Source organism: Rathayibacter sp. AY1E2 (assembly GCF_002932325.1).
Lineage (GTDB): Bacteria > Actinomycetota > Actinomycetes > Actinomycetales > Microbacteriaceae > Rathayibacter.
On record NZ_PSVO01000010.1, the window covers coordinates 56000 to 74136 of the forward strand.

Sequence of the window (18137 nt, forward strand, 5' to 3'; positions counted from 1 at the left end):
ATCCCGGAACGTCTCGCGCGCGGAGCGGCTACAGGCCGTAGGAGCGGAGGTACGCGGCGGTGTCGTGCCAGCCCTCGACGGCGAAGCACTCGACGCCCATCGCCTTGACGGGGTAGTCGTTGCCGTCCGGGTCGAGGCGGTCGCCGACGAAGATCATGTCGTCGAGAGGGATGCCCGTCAGCTCGGTGAGCTTGTTCATCCCGTACGCCTTGTCGATGCCCTTGCGGGTGATATCGACCGACGTCGAGCCGCCGGAGCGCACCTCGAGGTCGGGGAGCACGGCCTGCACGGCCTCGCGGAGGGTGTTCTTCTTCTCGCCGTCCGGGTCCCAGGCCTGCTTGACCTCGACGGGCGCGGACTGGCCGAGGGCCGAGAAGGTGATCTGCGAGTCGCGGTCCTCGAGGATCGGGCCCCAGGTCTCGGACTCCCAGTAGCCGAGCTCCTTCGCCTTCTCCTCGACGGCGGCGAGCGCGCGCGACTTCTCGTCCTCGGTGAGGTTCTCGGCGTAGATCTGCGCCCAGTCGCCGTTCTCGTACCGGTAGTACTGCGTGCCGCAGGTGGGCATGAGGTGCAGCTTCGCGAGCACCTCGGGGTCGGCGCCCTCGAGGCGGTCGAGCACCTGCATCCGGAACTGGCCGATCTGGCCGCCCGAGATGATGCACACCTCGGTGGCCTGGAGCAGCTTCACGAAGAGGTCGGCCATCGCCGGGTCGACGGGGGACTTCGAGGCGGCGAGGGTGTCGTCGAGGTCGAAGGCCATCAGGCGGGGCAGGGTGCTCATGGAACTCGTTTCACGGTCTGCGGACGGGGCGGTAACGAGGATACGGGGCGCCGCCGGAACGCGCGCGCGGTCGGCGCGAGCGGGCTCCGAGCGCAGACTGGGGGCATGACCGCCGCCACAGCGCCCGACGGAGGACGCCGCTCCCTCCCGCGCACTCTCGCCCGCATCCTCCTGGGCCTGGTGCTCGTCACGGCCGGCACGGCGCACCTGACGGTCGCGCGTCAGGCCTTCCAGGCGCAGGTCCCGCCGTGGCTGCCGGCCGACCCGGACCTGGTGGTCGTCGCGTCGGGCGTCGTCGAGATCGCGCTCGGGCTCGCGCTCGTCGTGCTCGTGCGGTGGCGCGTGATCGTGGGAGTCGTGGTGGCCGCGTTCTTCGTCGCGGTCTTCCCGGGGAACATCTCGCAGCTGGTGACGCGGACGCCGGCGTTCGGCCTCGAGACGGACGCGGCGCGCGCGGTGCGGCTCGTCTTCCAGCCCCTGCTGGTGATCTGGGCGCTCTGGTCCACCGGCGCGTTCTCGGCCTTGCGGGCCCGCCGATCGCGACGCCGCGGCGACTGAGCCGCCGGTCCGCGGCCCGATCATCCTGCGATCCTCCGGAACGACGAACGGCGGTCGGCGGGAGACCCCGCCGACCGCCGCCCGTGCCTTGCTCGGCTAGGCCGCGAGGCGGCGTCGCGCGACGACCAGCGCGAGACCCGACAGCAGCAGCACGAGGGCTCCGCCGATCAGGCCGGCTGCGTCGGCGCCGGTGTTCGCGAGCGAGCCCGGGCCGGAGCCTCCCGCGACGGAGGCCGCCGTGGTGGTGGGGTGCGGCGACGGAGCGGTGGTGGGCTGCTCCGTCGGGGTGCCGGGCTCGGTCGGCGCCGGGGTGACCGGTACCTCGGCGGCGGGCTCCGTCGTCAGCGACCAGTTGGGGTCGTAGAAGTCGGCCTGGTCGATCACGCCGCGGGCGGTCGACCAGTCGATGAGGAGCTGGCGGATCTCGAGACGCTCGTCGTAGACGAGCGGTGCCTGCGCGACGGCGGGGTAGGCGCCTCCGCCGCTCTGGCGGTAGTTGTTGACCGCCATCACGAAGCGCTCGTCGTCGGCGACGGGGGTGCCGTCGGCGTGGGCGAGACCGCGGATCCGCGAGCCGGCGGGCTGGGAGACGTCGATCACGTAGTCCAGGCCCGAGATCGCGTCGTAGTTGTAGTCCGGGATGCCGTCGGGGCGGTCCTCGGTCGTCGCGTTGGTGCCGGTCTCGGGGTCGAACACGGCGCCCTCGGCGGTCTGCACGAAGTAGCGGGCCGAGAACTCGAGGTAGTCGCGCACCTCGGCTCCGGTCAGCTCCACTCCGCGGAGGGTGTTCTCGTAGATGTACAGGCCCGCGATGTCGCGGATGCTGACCTGCCCCTTCGGGAAGACGGCGGTGCGCGAGAACGGCGACGCCTGCGAGATCACCGGCAGGTCGGCCCACTCGGTGCCCTCGAGAGCCGTCTCGACGGTCTCGGCCTGGACGGTGTTGATGAAGTCGATGATCGGGGTGTCCTCGTAGCGCGAGGTCGCGGCCGAGAGCTCCTCGACCGAGTCGGCGACGGGGGTGTTCACGTACTCGATCGTGGCGGCGTGCTGCTCGGCGAGGGCGTCGACCAGTGCGGGCGACTCCTCGGCGATGTCCTTCGCGTAGACGGGCTGCGTGACGGGCGCGTTCCCGGCCGACCAGTCGACCTCGAGGCCGCCAGCGGCGTCCGGCACCAGGTTCAGGGTGACCTCGGTGAGGCCCTGCGCCCAGAACTCGGGCTGGGTGACCAGCACCTGCTCGCCGGCGACGTTGGTGAACAGCGTCTGCGGCAGGTCCTTGTGGCTGTGGCCGGCGACGACCACGTCGATGCCGGGGACCTGCGTCGCGATGTTGTTGACGACGTCCTCGTTGAGGTCGGCGGCGTCGTACTCGGCGTCCGGCACCGTGCCCTGGCCGGTGTGCGCGAGGACGACGACCACGTCCGCCTGCTCCTGCACGATCGGGACCCACTGCTTCGCGGCGGCGACCATGTCCTGGAACTCGAGGACGCCGTCGACGTACTGCTTGTCCCAGACGCGGACGCCGGGGGTGACGAGGCCGAGGACGCCGACGGTGACCGTCTTCCCGTCGATCTCGCGCTCGATCAGCGTGTAGGGGTCGTGGTACGGCTTGCCGGTGGCGACGTCGACGACGTTCGCGCCCAGCAGCGGGGCGTTCAGGTCGCCCTCGTACGCGCTGAGCATGTCGAGCCCGTAGTTGTACTCGTGGTTGCCGACGACCTGCGCGTCGTAGCCGATGGTGTTGAACGCGGTGGCCATCGGGTGCGTCGTCTCGCCGGAGAGGACGCCCGCGGCGCCGTCGCCGAGGCCGTAGTAGTAGGTGAGCGGCGTGCCCTGGATCGCGTCGCCGTTGTCCATGACGAGCACGGACTCCTCGCCCTTCTCGGCGCGGAGGCGGTCGACCTCGGTCGCGACGCGGGTGAGGCCGAGCGCACCGTCGGCCGGGTACGGCGCGTTCGCGAAGTAGTCCCAGTCGTAGACGTGCCCGTGCGTGTCGGTCGTCGACACCAGGGTGAGCTCGACGCCGTCGTCGAGAGGGGCGGCCGAGGCGATCGGAGCGGCGGTGGCGGCTCCGAGTGCGACGACGGCGAGGAGGCTTGCGGCGCGGAGTCTGCGCATCGTGGTCCTGTTCGCGTGATGAGTGGAGTGTGAACGTCCTCGAATCTATGCGTCGCGTGTGAACTGCGCATGACGGGATCGAGAGCATTGCTCGGCGATGCGTCCGCGGGACCGACGAGGAGCCGGGGGGAGTCCGCGGGGCCGGCCCGCGGCGAAAGAGTCCGCCGGGTCGACCCCGAGCGCAGGAGCCGTCCTCCGGCCCCTCCGCTAGAATCGAGCGGCTGGTCGCGCGGAGGCGGCACGACTGCCGCGCCGCACCCGCCCACCCCCGCCCCTCCCGTCGAGAAGGACACGCCATGCCAGCAATCGTCATCACCGGCGCCCAGTGGGGCGACGAGGGCAAGGGACGCGCCACCGACCTCCTCGGCAGCCGCGTCGACTACGTCGTGAAGTTCAACGGGGGCAACAACGCCGGGCACACCGTCGTCGTGGGCGACGAGAAGTACGCCCTGCACCTTCTCCCCTCCGGCATCCTCACCCCGGGCGTCGTCCCGGTCATCGCGAACGGCGTCGTCGTCGACATCGAGGTGCTGTTCCACGAGCTCGAGGCGCTGAGCGCCCGCGGCGTCGACGTGTCGAAGCTGCTCGTCAGCGCCAACGCGCACGTCATCACCAGCTACCACCGCACCCTCGACAAGGTGACGGAGCGCTTCCTCGGCAAGCGCCAGATCGGCACCACCGGCCGCGGCATCGGCCCGGCGTACGCCGACAAGATCAACCGCGTCGGCATCCGCATCCAGGACCTCTTCGACGAGAACATCCTCCGCCAGAAGGTCGAGGGCGCCCTCGACCAGAAGAACCACCTGCTGGTGAAGGTCTACAACCGCCGCGCGATCCTGGTCGAGCAGGTGCTGGAGGACCTGCTGCAGTACACCGAGCGCCTGCGCCCGATGGTCGCCGACACGTCGCTGGTCCTCTCGCAGGCGCTCGACGCGGGCAAAACGGTGCTGTTCGAGGCCGGCCAGGCCACGATGCTCGACGTCGACCACGGCACCTACCCGTTCGTCACCTCCTCCAACGCGACCTCGGGTGGAGCGGCCACCGGCTCCGGAGTCGCGCCGAACCGCATCGACCGCGTCATCGCGGTCATCAAGGCGTACACGACCCGTGTCGGCGCCGGCCCGTTCCCGACCGAGCTCTTCGACGAGTGGGGCGAGTACCTCCGCCGGCAGGGCTTCGAATTCGGCACCACGACCGGCCGCCCGCGCCGCTGCGGCTGGTACGACGCCCCGATCGCCCGCTACTCGGCGCGGATCAACGGGGTCACCGACTTCGTCCTCACCAAGCTCGACGTGCTCTCGGGCCTCGAGACCATCCCCGTCTGCGTCGCCTACGACGTCGACGGCGTGCGCCACGACGAGGTCCCGGTCTCGCAGAGCGACTTCCACCACGCGAAGCCGATCTACGAGGAGTTCCCCGGCTGGCAGGAGGACATCTCCGGCTGCCGCGAGTTCTCGGACCTGCCGCAGACCGCGCAGGACTACGTGCGCGCGCTCGAGGCGATGAGCGGTGCCCGGTTCTCGGCGATCGGCGTCGGGCCGGAGCGCGAGCAGGTCGTCGTGCTGCACGACCTGCTCGACTAGAAGCGGCGAGGAGCCGGGCCGGGCAGCCCTCTCGGAGGCGGCCCACGTGTTCACAACCGAGGAAGAACGTCGGGGACCTCGCGGAGTGACGCGGATCCCGGGCCCTCTCGACGAATCCTTCCTCCGGTGTGGACACGCCCGCCGCCGAGCGCGCCGGATAATCGGCGCATGCAGATCTACGCCGACCTCCCGGCCGTCCGCGCGCGGCAGATCCTGGCCGACGCCCTCGCTCTCGGCGTGGCCGTCGTGGCGATCGCCGCGGGGATCGCGATCGGCTCGCTGATCGCCGGCCTGGCCGAGATCGGCCGTCGGCTCGAGAGCGCCGGCAGCGGCTTCGGCTCGACCATGAGCGACGCCGGGACCACCCTCGGCGGCATCCCCCTGCTCGGCGACGCCGTGCGCGCGCCGTTCGACGAGGCGAGCGGGGCCGGCTCCGTGCTGGCCGCCGCCGGACGCGACCAGCAGCAGCTCGCGAGCGCCCTGGCCGTGGTCGCCGGGCTCGCCGTCGGGGGCCTCCCGCTCCTGCTCCTGGCCGTGCTCTGGCTCCGGCCCCGGCTCCGCTTCGCCCGCCGGACCGCCGAGCTGCGCGCCCTCGGCTCGACCGTCGGCGGAACCGAGCTGCTGGCCCTGCGCGCGCTCACCCAGGCGTCCCCCCGCGACATCCTCGCCGCGCACCCGGACGCCGCCGCGGGCTGGCGGACCGGCGACCCCGCCGTCACCGCCGCGCTGGCGGCCCTCGCCCTCCGCCGGGCGGGACTCCGGCCCCGCTGACCCCGCAGGACCATCGCGGGTCCGCCGGAGGGATGACGCCGCGAGCCACTGCGGACGACGCCGGCGACACGGGTGCCTCCGTAGCGTCGAGGACATGCAGAACCAGACCTCCTCCGTCGTGGCGCGCGTCGAGGGCGTGCGCAAGCTCTACGGCAGCACGCCGCCCGTCGTCGCCCTCGACGACGTCACGCTCTCGATCGAGCGGGGCGAGTTCACCGCGGTGATGGGCCCCAGCGGATCCGGCAAGTCGACGCTCATGCACGTCCTCGCCGGCCTCGACACCGCCTCCTCCGGCCGCGTGTTCCTCGGGGACGCCGAGATCACCTCGATGAGCGACGCCGAGCTGACCGTGCTCCGCCGCCGCAGCGTCGGCTTCGTCTTCCAGGCCTTCAACCTCGTCCCCACGCTCGACGTGCGCGGCAACATCCGCCTCCCGTTCGAGCTCGACGGCCGCTCCGTGACCGGCGACGAGGAGCAGTGGATCGCCCGGCTGATCGAGTCCCTCGGGCTCCGCGAGCGCCTCACGCACCGGCCCCACGAGCTCTCGGGCGGGCAGCAGCAGCGCGTGGCGATCGCCCGCGCCCTCGCCACTCGGCCGCAGCTGATCTTCGCCGACGAGCCCACCGGCAACCTGGACTCCCGCACCGGCCGCGAGGTCCTCAGCCTGCTCCGGGCCTCCACCCGCGAGTACGGCCAGTCGATCGCGATGGTCACCCACGACCCGATCGCGGCGGCCTATGCCGACCGCATCGTCTTCCTCCGCGACGGGGCCGTCGTCGACGACCGCCGCGGGATGAGCGCCGAGGAGATCTCGCGCGCGATGCTCACTATGGAGGGCGCGGCGTGAGCGGCGTGCGCACGGGCTCGAGCCAGGGCGGGGGCGCCATCGTCACCGTCGCCGCACTCGCCGCGGCGTTCGGCGCCGTGCTGGTGCAGGTCATCGCCGACATGGTCGCGGCCTTCGCGGCAGCGGGGATCGACGGCATCGGCCAGGTCGCCCTCATGCTCGGGATGGTCGGCGCCGTCTTCTTCGGCATCGCGGTGTTCGTCGGCGGGATCGTCACGGCCAACGCGGTCTCGACCGTCATCGCCGGGCGCACCCGCGAGATCGCCCTGCTGCGCCTGCTCGGCGCCTCCGGCCGGTCGCTGCGCAGCGGGATCGTCCGCACGGGCCTCCTGCAGGGGCTCCTCGGAGCGGCGATCGGCCTGGTCGCCGGCGTCGCTCTCGTGGCGCTCGCCGCGGAGCTCGCCATCCGGAGCGGCACCCTGCCCCGCTTCGACTACCCGCTCGTCTCGCCCGGCCTCGTGCTGCCGCTGATCGCCGTGGTCGCCTCGACGGTCATCGCCTCGTGGTCCGGATCGCGCCGCGTGCTCGCGGTCGCGCCGTCGCAGGCCGCCGGATCGTCCGCCGAGCCCCGCTACGAGGAGCTGCGCGGCCGCAACGCCCGCAACGTCACGGCGATCGTCTTCGTCGTGGTCGGCGCGCTGCTGCTCGCCGCCGGCGTGGTGTTCGGGCTCGCCAACCCCGGCGGCGTCCTCCTCGGGCTGGTCGGAGGCATGGCGTCCTTCACCGGCGTGATCCTCGGGGCGCCCGTCCTGCTCCCTCCGCTCACGGCCCTCGTGGGCCGCGCCTTCGGCCGGGGCCCCGTCGCCCGACTGGCGTCCGCCAACGCCGTCCGCAATCCGGCGCGCAGCGCCCGCGCCGTCATCGGACTGGTCATCGGAGTGTCGCTGGTCACGATGTTCGCGGTCGCCGCCGCCACCTTCGGCACGATCATGGAGCGCTCGGGCGAGACGAACCCCGAGGTGATCGCGGCGTTCGAGCAGTTCATCCAGGTGAGCACCGCGGTGATGAGCGTCCTGCTCGGCTTCTCGGTCGTCCTGGCCGCCGTCGGCATGGTCAACACGCTGTCGCTCAGCGTGCTGCAGCGCCGGCGCGAGCTGGGCCTGCTCCGCGCGCTCGGCTTCACCGGCTCGCAGGTGCGGTCGATGGTGGTGCTCGAGGCGGCGCAGATGATCATCGCTGCCGCGGTGCTCGGCATCGTGCTCGGGATCGTCTACGGCTGGTGCGGCGCGATCTCGGTGTTCGGCTCGCTGCCGGGCATCGGACTGATCCCGCCGACCGTCCCGGTGCCGATCCTGGTGGCGGTGCTCGTGGTGGGCGTCGTGATCACGGTCGTCTCGGCCGTGCTGCCCGCCCGCCGCGCCACGAAGGTGTCGCCGGTCGCCGCTCTCGCCGTGGCCTGAGGGCCGGCGCCGCGCTGAACCCGCAGCCGGAGGGCCGGCGCCCTCACACCACCGAGAACCCCGCGGCGAGGGGCTCCCGCCCGCTCAGCGCGAGCAGGAGCTCCTCGCCGCGTCCGGCTCGAGCGGCGAGCCCACCGGTCAGCGCGCAGCACGCCTCGACGGCCTCGCCGGGCAGCAGGTGCGGGATCCCGGTGGCCCGCGAGAGGTCGAGCGTGTGCACGACCAGCTCGAGCAGCCGGGTCCGGAGGTACTCGTCCAGCTCGATCGCGTGGCCGCCCACGGCGACGAGGCGGCCGGGACGCTGGGCGGCGACCAGCTCGACCGCGCGGCCCGCCGCCTCCGCCAGCGCCTGAGCCGGCCTGTCGCCGAGCAGCAGCCCCGCCTCGACCCCGCGCCGCGCCACCGCCGCGGGGTCGGCGACGTTCCCGGCCAGCGCGGCGTAGTAGTCGAGCGCGTCCTCGATGGTCGGCTCGGGCGGCTCCGGAGCGAGGAGGTACGCCTCGACGGTCAGCACCGCCCGCGAGGCGTGTCCCGCGAGGCCGCGGACGTCCCAGACACCGAGCCCCGGCTGCTCCCACTGGTCCTCCCGCACCTGCGCGAGCAGGCCGACGAGGGCGGCGGCGGCGGACTCGAACAGCGCGGCGGTGCTCATGGAGCCATGCTGGCACGGTGCCCCACACTGATCGCATGAGCAGTCCCCGCCGCCCCGGTCCCGTCACGCTCGTCGGCCGCTCGATCGTCCTCGAGCCGCTCGCCGTCGAGCACGTCGAGCCGCTCGGGCGGGCGATCGGGCGTCCGGAGGTGTTCGCCGGCGGCTACGGAGGAGGACCGTCCGGCCTCCCCGGCACCCCGGAGGAGTTCCGCGCCTTCGTCGACCGCTACTACCCCTGGGGCACGGGCCTGCCGTTCGCCGTGCTGCAGGAGGGACGCGTCGTCGGCACGACCTCGCTGGCCGACTTCGACGAGGCGCGCGAGGCGGCCCACCTCGGCTGGACGGCCTACGCGCCCGAGACGTGGGGCACCGTCGTGAACCCGGAGGCGAAGCGGCTGGTGCTCGGGCTCGCCTTCGACAGCGGCTACGAGCGGGTGAAGCTCCAGGCGGATGCGGTGAACGCGCGCTCGCGGGCCGCGATCCTCCGTCTCGGCGCCGTGTTCGAGGGGGTGCTCCGCCACGACCAGCGGCGGGCCGACGGCTCGTGGCGCGACACGGCCGTCCACTCGATCCTCGCGGCCGAGTGGCCGGCCGTCCGCGACGCGCTCGACCGCCGGATCGACGCGGCGCTAGCGCTCCCCGCCTCGACCGCGCAACCGCTGACCGGGCGGCCGCCCGAGGAGTAGGAAGGAGGCATGGAACGCATCCACTACGCCGGCAGCTCCGTGCTGACGGGTACCGCCATCGCGCGGTCGCTGCTGGCCTACGCGGAGGCGCTGGCGCTCACCAAGGGGTCGATCACGGTCGACATCCCGATCCGCCAGGAGTCCGGCCGGCCCGGACGGGCGGCGCTGCTGATCGGACCGGCGAGCCAGCTGTTCTCGGAGTCCGAGGACGACGGAGCCGAGGAGCTGCTCGACGAGGAGCTCGTCGAGCGCTTCACCCGCGAGACGGCCCGCCTGGGCGTCTCGCACCCCGTGGCCGAGGAGGACGGCGGCGCCGGGCCCCTCTCCGCCGTCGACACCGAGATCCCGCACTTCCACGGCGAGGACGACTCCTGGTGAGCATCCGGGGCGCCGGTAGGATCGACACTCACGACTCCGCCCGATCCTTCGCGGACGGGCGACTTCCCGAACGGAGAACCGCCTGATGGGGCGACTGATCTACGACTCGACCCTCGAGGCCGACTTCGACGACCGTCTGCTGGCGCACCTGCAGATCGTGATCGGCTCGAAGCTCGCGCGCAACGAGTCCTTCTACTTCTCGTGGAAGGACTCGCAGGCGGTCGGCGACGGACGCACGTCGATCTGGCTGCACCCCGCCATCCCGCTGCGCTTCAAGTACCACGGCGGCCGTGCCCCGAACATCAACCCGGACTGGATCCGACAGCTGCTCGCCGACTCGCACACGGCGCACGGGCTGCGGATCAGCGAGGAGCCCCACGGGACCGCCCGTCAGAGCGAGGAGAGCATGCTGTGAAGCGCGTCGAGATCATCTACGGCGGAGCGCCGTTCAGCCTGAGCGAGACGTCGGCCGCGGAGGTGCGCGAGAGCATCGACCGCGCCCTGGACGGCTCCGCGTCGCGCTGGATCACGGTGAACCAGGGCGAGGGCGAGCCTCGCGAGACCTCGATCCTGATCACGCCGGGAGTGGCGTTCTCGGTCGCCGACGTCGCGCACTGAGGTCGACGCCGCGGTCACGGTGATCGCCGCCGCTCACGGCGCCGGCTCGGTCCGGGGCGCTCGCGCCGCCGGCCCGCCTCGGAACGACTGCCGTCCTCAGCGCACCCGCGCCGCTCAGCCCGCCAGCACGCGGGGGAACTCCCCCGGGATTTCGCTCGCGAGGTACCCGGCCGGGCCGATCCGTGCGGAGAGGCGCGTGTCCGCCTCCGTGTGCAGGAACGCGCCCCACGAGGCCGCGCCCATCGGATCGACGCCGCGCCCGCGCAGGCCCGCCGTCGCTCCGGCGAGCACGTCGCCGCTGCCCGCGGTGGCCAGCCCGGGGTGCTCGCCCTCGATCCGCACCGCGTCGCCGTCCGGCGAGGCGATGGTGTTGAACAGGCTCACCACCGCGCCGTAGCGCTCGGCGACCGCGAGGGCGGCCCGCTCGACGTCGTCGACCTCCTCGCCGAGGAGCCGGGACGCCTCCTCCGAGTTCGGGGTCAGCAGGAGCCGGCCCGCGAGCCTCCGCGCGAGACGGCGCTGCCCGGGCAGGACTCCGAGCGGAAAGGCGTCGAGGTGCACGGCCGGCACGTCGTCGAGGAGCGGAGCGAGGGCACGGAGGGTCGCGGCGGTCGCGCGCGGGTCGTCCAGGCCGGGTCCGATCAGGGCGACGTCGGCGGAGGAGAGCTCGCCGGCCAGGACGTCGAGCCCGCGGCCCGAGACGGAGCCGGTGCGCGTCTCCGCGAGCGGGACCACTCCGCACTCCGGCAGCGCGACCGCGGTGGCCGACGCGACCGACTCGGCGACGCAGAGCGTGATGCGACCCGCGCCGGTCCGCAGCGCGGCGATCCCCGCGAGGATCGCGGCGCCGGGCGTCTTGCGGGCGCCGCCGACGACGACCACGTCGCCGCGGGAGTGCTTCGAGCCTCCGGGCTCCGGGAGGGGCCAGCGCTGCTCGAGCAGGGCGCGGGAGACGAGGTCACTCATGAGGGTCTCCTTCTCCGGCCGCGCGGTCGTCGTGCCGGGTGACGGGTGCGCCGGAGCGCTCGAGGTGGGACGTGCGGTTGAAGAGCTCGAGGCGCCACGCGTCGCCGTCGCGGACGAGACGGGTGACGGAGCCGTTGGCGACGGGCGTCGAGGCGCCGATGTCGAGCAGCTCGTGCTCGGAGAGGCCCTCGAGGACGTAGCGGAGGACGAGGACGACCGCGTCGTGGCAGAAGAGGATCGCCGGCCCGGGAGGCGCGGCGACGGCGAGGTGGTCGACGAAGGCGCGGACGCGGAGCGCGAGGTCCGTCCAGGCCTCGCCTCCCGGCGGCCGGTAGTAGAACTTGCCGAGCCACTCGCGCCGCGCCGCCTCCTCGGGCATCCGGGCCCGCACGCCGGCGGAGGTGAGGCGGTCGGTGACGCCGAGGTCGCGGTCGCGCAGGCGCTCGTCGGGGCGCAGCCGCAGGTCGATGCCGGCCTCGCCGAGGGCGAGACGCGCGGTCGCGGAGGCGCGGCGGTAGGGCGACGTCCAGGCGGAGGCGGGCCGCGCCTCCTCGGCCAGCCAGCGGCCGAGCGCGCGGGCCTGCTCCTCGCCGGCGGGGGAGAGCTCGACGTCGGGGTCGCGGCGGTCGACGGCGATCTGGTGCGCCCCCGAGGCCTCGGCGGCGCTCGCCGCGATGTTGGCGAGGCTCTCGCCGTGGCGGACGAGGAGGAGCTCGGTCGGGCCGGTGGAGGAGGAGGGCATGGCTCCACGCTCCGCCTCGCGGGCCGGAGGCGCCAGGGGGTTCCGCCGCGGCGACGCGGGTTGCTACGGAGTCGTCAGGGGTTCCGCCGCCGTCAGGGCGCCTCTCCGTCGGCGCGCTCCTCCGCAGAGACCGCCGTGACGACTGCGGTGAGCGTCTCGGGGTCGCTCAGGATGCGGAAGTGCCCGCCGGTCTCGATCCGGACGTTGACCGCGCCCTCGAGCATGCTGCCCTCGGGGATGTGCGGATCGAAGAGGCCGAACACGGAGGTGATCCGCGCGTTCGCTCCGGAGCGGCTCGACAGCAGCAGGGTCGTGGCGTCGCGCGGCGAGAAGGCGCGCAGGCTCCGGAGGACCAGGTAGGGCGCGTAGCGGGAGCCGCCGAACGGGGTCGCCACGGCGACCATCCGGTCGACCCGGCCGTCCGGGTCGAGCTCGGTCATCACGTACTTGCCGATCAGTCCGCCCTTGCTGTGGGCGACGATCACCACGTCGCGGAGCCCGTGCTCGGCGAGGTAGGCGGCCACGTCCTCGGCCGTCCGGGCGACCGGGCGGCCGTTGCGGCCGAGGCTCGTCAGCACGTGGAGAGGGTGCCCGCGCTCGTGCAGCGGATCGATGATCGGGCGGAGGAAGGACCAGGTCTCCCAGATCCCCGGCAGGACCACGACGGGCCGCCGGTCGCCGTCGAGGTAGTCGTCCGGGGCACGGCGCGAGAGGACGCCGCGCACCTGCCAGGCGACGGCGTAGGCGTAGTCGCGGATCCACCAGACGGCGTCGCGGACCAGGCGTCGGAGCCGGCTCATGCGGCCGGCTCCGACCGGAGGGGGAGCGGGGCGGCGGGCCTCTCGCCGAGCGCAGCGGCGAAGCGGAGGATCTCGCGGGCGAGCGCTCCGGGCTCGGTGCGGGGGACGACGTGGCGCGAGCCGGCGAACTCGACGAGCCGCCCCTCGCGCGCGTGGGCCGTGAGCCGCTCGCACCAGTCACGGGTGGCGATCGGATCGTCGCGGCCGCGGGCGACGAGGACCGGCACCTCCAGCCGGGCGACGCGCTCCTGCACCGGATGCCGCAGCATCTCGGGCAGCTGGCGCAGGTACCAGCGCAGGCCGCCGCGCAGGTAGTCCGCCAGCAGGATCGCGTCGACGCCCACCGGCTCGCCGAGGCAGTCCCGCAGCAGCGCGAGCCCCTGGCGGACCGCTCCGGGCCGCTGCGGATCCACCACCGGCCCGATGAGCACCGCGCCGTCGACGAGGCCGGGCGCGCGCAGCCCCAGCTCGAAGGCCACCTGCGACCCCATCGAGTGCCCGACGACGACCGCGCGCGAGACGCCCAGTCCGCGGAGGACCTGCTCGACCTGCCGCGCGTGGTCCTCGAGGCCGACCCTCCGCCGCGGGCGCGCGTTCGCGCCGAAGCCGGCGAGGTCGACGCCGATCACCCGGCCGTGCCGCTTCAGGCGGGCGGCGAGCGGCGAGAAGGTGTGGTGCGACATCCCGATCCCGTGGATCAGGACGAACACCGCGCCCGCTCCGGCCGGACCGGTGTCGACCGTCCGCAGCGTGACGCCCTCGACCTCGTGTCGCACGGGGAGGACGCGGCGGGGCGGTGTCGGCAGCATCGTCCCAGGCTAGGGATCGGCGGCCGGCCGCGCGGGGGGATGCGCCCGCTCCCGCCGTGGTCTAGGCCGCATCCGCCCTGGGGAGGAGCGTTCACCCCGCTGGCGGCCGGCGGTCCCCGCCGAGCGTCCCGTCGTCCCCGCTGTCAAGCGGCTCCTCCGCGGCGGCGCCCCTGCCTAGCCTCGGAGGAGGGGGCCGGCGTGCGCCGCTCCCGGAGGGATGACGCCATGCGGATCGCGATCGTCGGGGCGACCGGCAACCTGGGGACGGCCCTGCTGCGGCGCCTGCACGGCGAGGCCGGGGTGGAGGAGATCGTGGGCATCGCCCGCCGGGCCCCTCGGCTCCGCTCGGAGGAGTACCGCGACGTGCGCTGGGTCGAGATCGACCTCGCGTCGAGCGTCGCCCCGCGGCGGCTCCGCGAGGCCTTCGTCGGCGTCGACGCCGTCGTGCACCTCGCCTGGGCGCTGCAGCCCAGCCACGACGAGCCGTTCCAGCGGCTGGTCGACGTCGGAGGCACCGCGGCCGTGCTCGAGGCGGTCGCCGCCGCGGGAGTCGGCCAGGTCGCCGTCGCCTCGTCCGTGGGCGCCTACAGCGCGGCGCCGAAGTCGATCCGGGTCACCGAGGACTGGCCCACGGGCGGCCTGCACACCTCGACCTACAGCCGCCACAAGGCCGCGAACGAGCGGCAGCTCGACGCCTTCGAGGAGCGGCACCCCGAGATCGTCGTCACACGCCTGCGCCCGGGGCTCGTCTTCCAGCGCGGAGCGGCGACGGAGATCGCCGGGCTCTTCGCCGGTCCCCACTACCCGACTCGGTGGCTGAAGGCGGTCCGGATCCCGGTCCTGCCGCTGCCGCGGAGCATCGTCTTCCAGGGCGTGCACGCCGACGACGTGGCCGACGCCTTCTGGCGCGCGCTCGACCGGCGCGCCGGCGGGGCCTTCAACATCGCGGCCGAGCCGGTCCTCACTCCGGAGCGGCTGGCGCACGCCTTCGGCGCCCGCCTGGTCACGGTGCCGTTCGGGCTGCTCCGCTCCGTCGTCACCGCGACCTGGCACCTGCGCCTGCAGCGCACCGACGCGGGCTGGCTCGACATCGCGGGCAACGTCCCGGTGATGTCGACCGAGCGCGCCCGCGCCGAGCTCGGCTGGGCGCCGACCCGCACGGCGGAGGAGGCGCTCGCCGAGCTCGTGGCCGGCCTGGCCGACCGCTCGACCGTCCCGGGCTCACCCCCGCTCCGGGGATGATCCGGCCGGTCGTCGATCGGAGGCGAGCCCTCCCGGTCAGTCGGCGACGCGGATGAGCACCTTGCCCGTCGCTCCCTGCTCGACCGCGTCGTGGGCGGCCGCGGTCTCCTCGAGCGGGAACCAGGTCAGCGGGAGGCCCGCCTCCTCGCCCACCGGGAGCGCGCCGTCGGCGAGCGCCGCGGTGATGTCCTCGGCCGCGGCCTGCAGCGCCTCCTCGCCCACGGTGTAGAGCAGCAGGCCCTGCCAGCGGGCGTTCTTCGCGAAGCTCGCGACGATCGGCACGGTGAACTCGTCGCCGTTGTTGTTCGCGTAGTACCCGATGCTGCCGTGGTTGGCGAGCACCTCGACGTCGAGCGCGGCGTTCTGAGCCGGTGCGACCTCGACCACGTGCTGGACGCCCTCGGGGGCGAGCCCGCGGATCCGGTCGGCGAGGGCGTCGTCCGGGTACTGCAGCACGTGCTGCGCGCCGGCCGCGCGGGCGAGCCGCTCCTTGGAGTCGCTGCTCACCGTCGCGATGACGGTCGCCCCGGCCCAGACCGCGAGCTGGATGGCGGCGTGCCCGACGGCTCCGGCGCCGCCCTGGACCAGGACGGTGCGGCCGGCGAGGGCGCCGGGCGCGAGGCGGGAGGGGCCGTGCTCGTGCACGGTGAGGGCGCGGTGGGCGGTCATCGCGGGGACGCCGAGGCTCGCGGCGACGTCGGTGCCGACGCCCTCGGGCAGGCGCACGACGTGCTCGGCGGCGAGCACCGCCGACTCCTGCGCGGTGCCGGTGGGGCGGCGGTGCGCGGAGAGGTACATCCAGACCCGGTCGCCGACGGCCAGGCCCTCGACGCCCTCGCCGACCGCCTCGACGACACCGGCGCCGTCCTGGTTCGGCACGACCTCGTCGAACGCGAGGTCGCCGTCTGCGCGCGCCTTCCAGTCGGTCGGATTCACGCCCGACGCCAGGACGCGGACGCGGACCTCGCCGGAGCCCGGAGCCCGCTCCTCCCGGTCGACGAGGGAGAGGACGGAGGAGTCACCGGTGCGGGAGTAGACGATCGATCGCATACGGAGGGCAAGGAGCGCGGGCGGCGCTGTATTCCCGGCGGCACGACGAAGGGCGGCGGGCCCGGAGGCCCACCGCCCTGTCAGCGCCGACGGATCAGTGCTGCACGTCCTCCTGGACGGCGTGCTTGGCCTCGCGGGCCGAGTCCTTCACGTCGTCGGTGGCGGAGGTGCCCGCCTCCTTGACGTTCTGCGCGGCGTCGGTCGCGGTCTCCTTGACGGAGGCGAAGGCCTGCTGCGCGGGCTCGCGGAGCTCGCTCGCCGCCTCCTTGGCCGCGTCGGTCACCTTGTCGACGACCGGCTGGGCCTGCTCCTTGACGCGGCTCGCCGCCTCCTTCTCCTTGCTGGAGGCGGGGATGAGCGAGGCGACGAGGAGTCCGGCGCCGAGGGCGATGAGCCCCACGGCGAACGGGTTGCCCTCGGCCTTGGCCTTCGCCGAGCCCGCACCGCTCGAGAGCGAGTCGGAGGCGTCGTGCGCCGAGCCCATCACGCGGTCGCGGACGGAGCCCACGGCCGACTTGACCTTGTCGGTCTGACGCTGCGCGATGGCGGACGGGCTGACCTTTTCGGCCAGCGCGTCGACGTCTCCGCCGAGCTCGAGGCGCGTGCGCTCGATGTCCGCCCGGATCTCCTCGGGTGTCTTGTTCTGTCCTGCGTCGTACGTCATCGTCCTGCCCCGTTCGGCTTGAGGGTGTCGGGAATCTTCTTGAGGGAGTCGACCGTCTCGGGAGCGCCGTCGACCTGCTTCAGGCTCTTGCGGCCCACCGCGTAGAGGATCGCGGCCACGATCGCCCAGATGACGGCCACGACCACTCCGGACCAGCCGTTGCCGATCAGAGTGCCCAGGCCCCACCAGAGGGCGATCGAGAGGAAGAGCACGGCCATCAGCGCGGCATACCCCGCCCCGCCGAGGAGGCCCGCTCCCTTGCCCGCCTTGCCGGCGGACTCCTTGAGCTCGGCCTTGGCGAGGGCCATCTCCTGGCGGATCAGGGTGGAGAGGTCGCGCGAGACCTCGCCGAGCAGATCGCCCAGCGACGTCGACCCGGCCCGCTGGTCGGGCGTCTCCGTCGAGCGGTGGACGCCCGTCGGGTCGGTCACAGCCGGCCGCCGTTCGGGAAGCCGCCGTCGAGCGGGTCGGCGACGGGCTCGGTCGGCGCGTAGTCGCGCTCGAGGGAGCTCGAGCCGACGGTGCCGTAGGCGGACGCGACGGGCGCGTCGTACGCGGAGGCGTCGGAGTACGCGGTGGTCGAGACGGGGGCGTCGAACTCGGGCCCGTCGGTGCGGGTGCTCGTCGCCTCCTTCTCGTCCTTCGCCTCGGCGGTCAGGGCGCGGATGAGGCGCCCGCCGACGAGTCCCGTCGCCGCGGCGATGAGGATGAAGGCACCCGGGCGGCGGCGGGCGAACGCGCGGACGTCGTCGAGGAGCTCGGACGGGTCGCGGTTCTCGAGCCACGAGGCCACACCCTGCACGCGGGTGGCCGCCTGGGAGACGAGCTTCGCCGCGGCGTTGTCGCTGCCGCCCTCGCCGTTGGCCAGCGCGGTCAGGTCGTCGCTGAAGGCGCGGGCGCCCTTGGCGGCGTTCTCCTTCTGGGCGTGGGCCTGCTCGGTGAGCTGGGTGCGGCTCTGGTCGTAGAGGTCCTTGACCTGGACCTTGGCCTCCTGGACCACGTTGGCGGCCTCGTCCTTGCCGGTCGAGAGCACTTCGCTCGCGGCCTGCTTGGCGTCGCCGGCGACGGCGCCGGCCTGGTCCTTGGCGGTGCCCGCGGCGGCGCTCGCCTTCTCCTTCGCGGAGTCGGCCGTGCTGCCCGAGGAGGAGCCGGAGGAGGTGTCCGTGGAGGCGACGTGCGCCCCGCTGTCGATGGGGGTCTCGGTCGCGCCGAAGTTCGCGGCGCCGTCTCCGAACGGAGGTGAAGCGGGATCGATGTTCGACATCGTCTGTCCCTTCCAGGATCGAGTGGGGAATGAATGCGTGCCGGCGTCGCCAGTCTGTTCGGGCCCTCGAGTACCGGGAAGGGCATAGCGGCTGACCCCCCGATGGGGCTACCATCCCGCGCCCACGAGGGCGGGTCCCGAGGGCCCGTGGATCGACTGCTCCGCCACCGCGTCAAGCCCCTTCTGACCCGCGAACAGGGCTCCC

The 18137-nt window shown here is 73.7% G+C and carries 21 protein-coding genes; 10 read left to right on the forward strand and 11 right to left on the reverse strand.

From position 1 onward, the window contains the following. Positions 1–28 precede the first annotated feature (28 nt). Positions 29–781, reverse strand: a complete 753-nt coding sequence (locus C5C49_RS09330; RefSeq protein WP_104222786.1) for an HAD-IIB family hydrolase — start codon at positions 779–781, stop codon at positions 29–31. A gap of 105 nt (positions 782–886) precedes the next feature. Here C5C49_RS09330 and C5C49_RS09335 point away from each other — a divergent pair, with 105 nt between their 5' ends. After that, positions 887–1339 (forward strand): DoxX family membrane protein, encoded by a 453-nt coding sequence (locus C5C49_RS09335; protein WP_104346024.1) that lies wholly within the window; start codon positions 887–889, stop codon positions 1337–1339. Between the two features lie 96 nt (positions 1340–1435). Here C5C49_RS09335 and C5C49_RS09340 read toward each other — a convergent pair whose 3' ends face one another. Continuing rightward, positions 1436–3460 carry a bifunctional UDP-sugar hydrolase/5'-nucleotidase gene (locus C5C49_RS09340; RefSeq protein WP_104346025.1) on the reverse strand — a complete coding sequence of 675 codons (2025 nt, stop codon included), beginning with the start codon at positions 3458–3460 and terminating at the stop codon, positions 1436–1438. Between the two features lie 296 nt (positions 3461–3756). Between C5C49_RS09340 and C5C49_RS09345 the strand changes: the two genes are divergently transcribed. The 4 genes from C5C49_RS09345 (at position 3757) to C5C49_RS09360 (ending at position 8061) form a co-directional block, all read left to right on the forward strand. After that, the gene (locus C5C49_RS09345) at positions 3757–5043 is read left to right on the forward strand and encodes an adenylosuccinate synthase (protein ID WP_104250676.1); all 1287 of its coding nucleotides are present in this window, start codon (positions 3757–3759) and stop codon (positions 5041–5043) included. Between the two features lie 168 nt (positions 5044–5211). Then, on the forward strand, positions 5212–5814 hold the full coding sequence (locus C5C49_RS09350) for a hypothetical protein (RefSeq protein WP_104346026.1): 603 nt from the start codon (positions 5212–5214) through the stop codon (positions 5812–5814). Between the two features lie 94 nt (positions 5815–5908). Next, positions 5909–6661 carry an ABC transporter ATP-binding protein gene (locus C5C49_RS09355; RefSeq protein ID WP_104222781.1) on the forward strand — a complete coding sequence of 251 codons (753 nt, stop codon included), beginning with the start codon at positions 5909–5911 and terminating at the stop codon, positions 6659–6661. Then, entirely contained in the window at positions 6658–8061 is a 1404-nt protein-coding gene (locus C5C49_RS09360) for an FtsX-like permease family protein (protein ID WP_104346027.1), read from the forward strand. The genes C5C49_RS09355 and C5C49_RS09360 overlap by 4 nt, the downstream gene beginning before the upstream one ends. A gap of 43 nt (positions 8062–8104) precedes the next feature. Here C5C49_RS09360 and C5C49_RS09365 read toward each other — a convergent pair whose 3' ends face one another. Continuing rightward, positions 8105–8713: a maleylpyruvate isomerase N-terminal domain-containing protein gene (locus C5C49_RS09365; RefSeq protein ID WP_104346028.1), complete on the reverse strand. Its 609-nt coding sequence runs from the start codon at positions 8711–8713 to the stop codon at positions 8105–8107. A gap of 35 nt (positions 8714–8748) precedes the next feature. Between C5C49_RS09365 and C5C49_RS09370 the strand changes: the two genes are divergently transcribed. The 4 genes from C5C49_RS09370 (at position 8749) to C5C49_RS09385 (ending at position 10395) form a co-directional block, all read left to right on the forward strand. After that, positions 8749–9399 (forward strand): GNAT family N-acetyltransferase, encoded by a 651-nt coding sequence (locus C5C49_RS09370; protein ID WP_104282711.1) that lies wholly within the window; start codon positions 8749–8751, stop codon positions 9397–9399. Between the two features lie 9 nt (positions 9400–9408). Further along, positions 9409–9777, forward strand: coding sequence for a hypothetical protein (locus C5C49_RS09375; RefSeq protein WP_104222777.1), 369 nt, complete (start codon positions 9409–9411; stop codon positions 9775–9777). Positions 9778–9862: 85 nt separating this feature from the next. After that, positions 9863–10192, forward strand: a complete 330-nt coding sequence (locus C5C49_RS09380) for an ATP-dependent DNA ligase (protein WP_104222776.1) — start codon at positions 9863–9865, stop codon at positions 10190–10192. Further along, positions 10189–10395 carry a hypothetical protein gene (locus tag C5C49_RS09385; RefSeq protein ID WP_104222775.1) on the forward strand — a complete coding sequence of 69 codons (207 nt, stop codon included), beginning with the start codon at positions 10189–10191 and terminating at the stop codon, positions 10393–10395. The genes C5C49_RS09380 and C5C49_RS09385 overlap by 4 nt, the downstream gene beginning before the upstream one ends. A 114-nt stretch (positions 10396–10509) precedes the next feature. On the opposite strand, the gene C5C49_RS09390 is transcribed toward C5C49_RS09385, so the two are convergent. From C5C49_RS09390 to C5C49_RS09405, 4 genes are all read right to left on the reverse strand, one after another. Beyond that, on the reverse strand, positions 10510–11361 hold the full coding sequence (locus C5C49_RS09390; RefSeq protein ID WP_104346029.1) for an NAD(P)H-hydrate dehydratase: 852 nt from the start codon (positions 11359–11361) through the stop codon (positions 10510–10512). Continuing rightward, positions 11354–12103 carry a histidine phosphatase family protein gene (locus C5C49_RS09395; RefSeq protein ID WP_104346030.1) on the reverse strand — a complete coding sequence of 250 codons (750 nt, stop codon included), beginning with the start codon at positions 12101–12103 and terminating at the stop codon, positions 11354–11356. Before C5C49_RS09395 ends, C5C49_RS09390 begins: the two co-directional genes overlap by 8 nt. Positions 12104–12195: 92 nt before the next feature. After that, positions 12196–12903 (reverse strand): triacylglycerol lipase, encoded by a 708-nt coding sequence (locus tag C5C49_RS09400; RefSeq protein ID WP_104239324.1) that lies wholly within the window; start codon positions 12901–12903, stop codon positions 12196–12198. Then, entirely contained in the window at positions 12900–13712 is an 813-nt protein-coding gene (locus tag C5C49_RS09405; protein ID WP_104346031.1) for an alpha/beta fold hydrolase, read from the reverse strand. The genes C5C49_RS09400 and C5C49_RS09405 overlap by 4 nt, the downstream gene beginning before the upstream one ends. Positions 13713–13937: 225 nt before the next feature. On the opposite strand from C5C49_RS09405, the gene C5C49_RS09410 reads away from it, so the two are divergent. Then, the gene (locus C5C49_RS09410; RefSeq protein ID WP_104346032.1) at positions 13938–14954 is read left to right on the forward strand and encodes an NAD-dependent epimerase/dehydratase family protein; all 1017 of its coding nucleotides are present in this window, start codon (positions 13938–13940) and stop codon (positions 14952–14954) included. Between the two features lie 36 nt (positions 14955–14990). Here the strand turns inward: C5C49_RS09410 and C5C49_RS09415 are convergent, their stop codons facing one another. The 4 genes from C5C49_RS09415 to C5C49_RS17370 form a co-directional block, all read right to left on the reverse strand. Further along, entirely contained in the window at positions 14991–16004 is a 1014-nt protein-coding gene (locus tag C5C49_RS09415) for an NADPH:quinone reductase (RefSeq protein ID WP_104333707.1), read from the reverse strand. A 94-nt stretch (positions 16005–16098) separates the two neighbouring features. After that, positions 16099–16668: a DUF3618 domain-containing protein gene (locus C5C49_RS09420; RefSeq protein ID WP_104222768.1), complete on the reverse strand. Its 570-nt coding sequence runs from the start codon at positions 16666–16668 to the stop codon at positions 16099–16101. Further along, a complete protein-coding gene (locus C5C49_RS17365; protein WP_104222767.1) occupies positions 16665–17099 on the reverse strand; it encodes a phage holin family protein in 435 nt (144 codons plus the stop codon). Before C5C49_RS17365 ends, C5C49_RS09420 begins: the two co-directional genes overlap by 4 nt. Beyond that, a complete protein-coding gene (locus C5C49_RS17370; protein WP_104346033.1) occupies positions 17096–17932 on the reverse strand; it encodes a hypothetical protein in 837 nt (278 codons plus the stop codon). Before C5C49_RS17370 ends, C5C49_RS17365 begins: the two co-directional genes overlap by 4 nt. Positions 17933–18137: the final 205 nt, after the last annotated feature.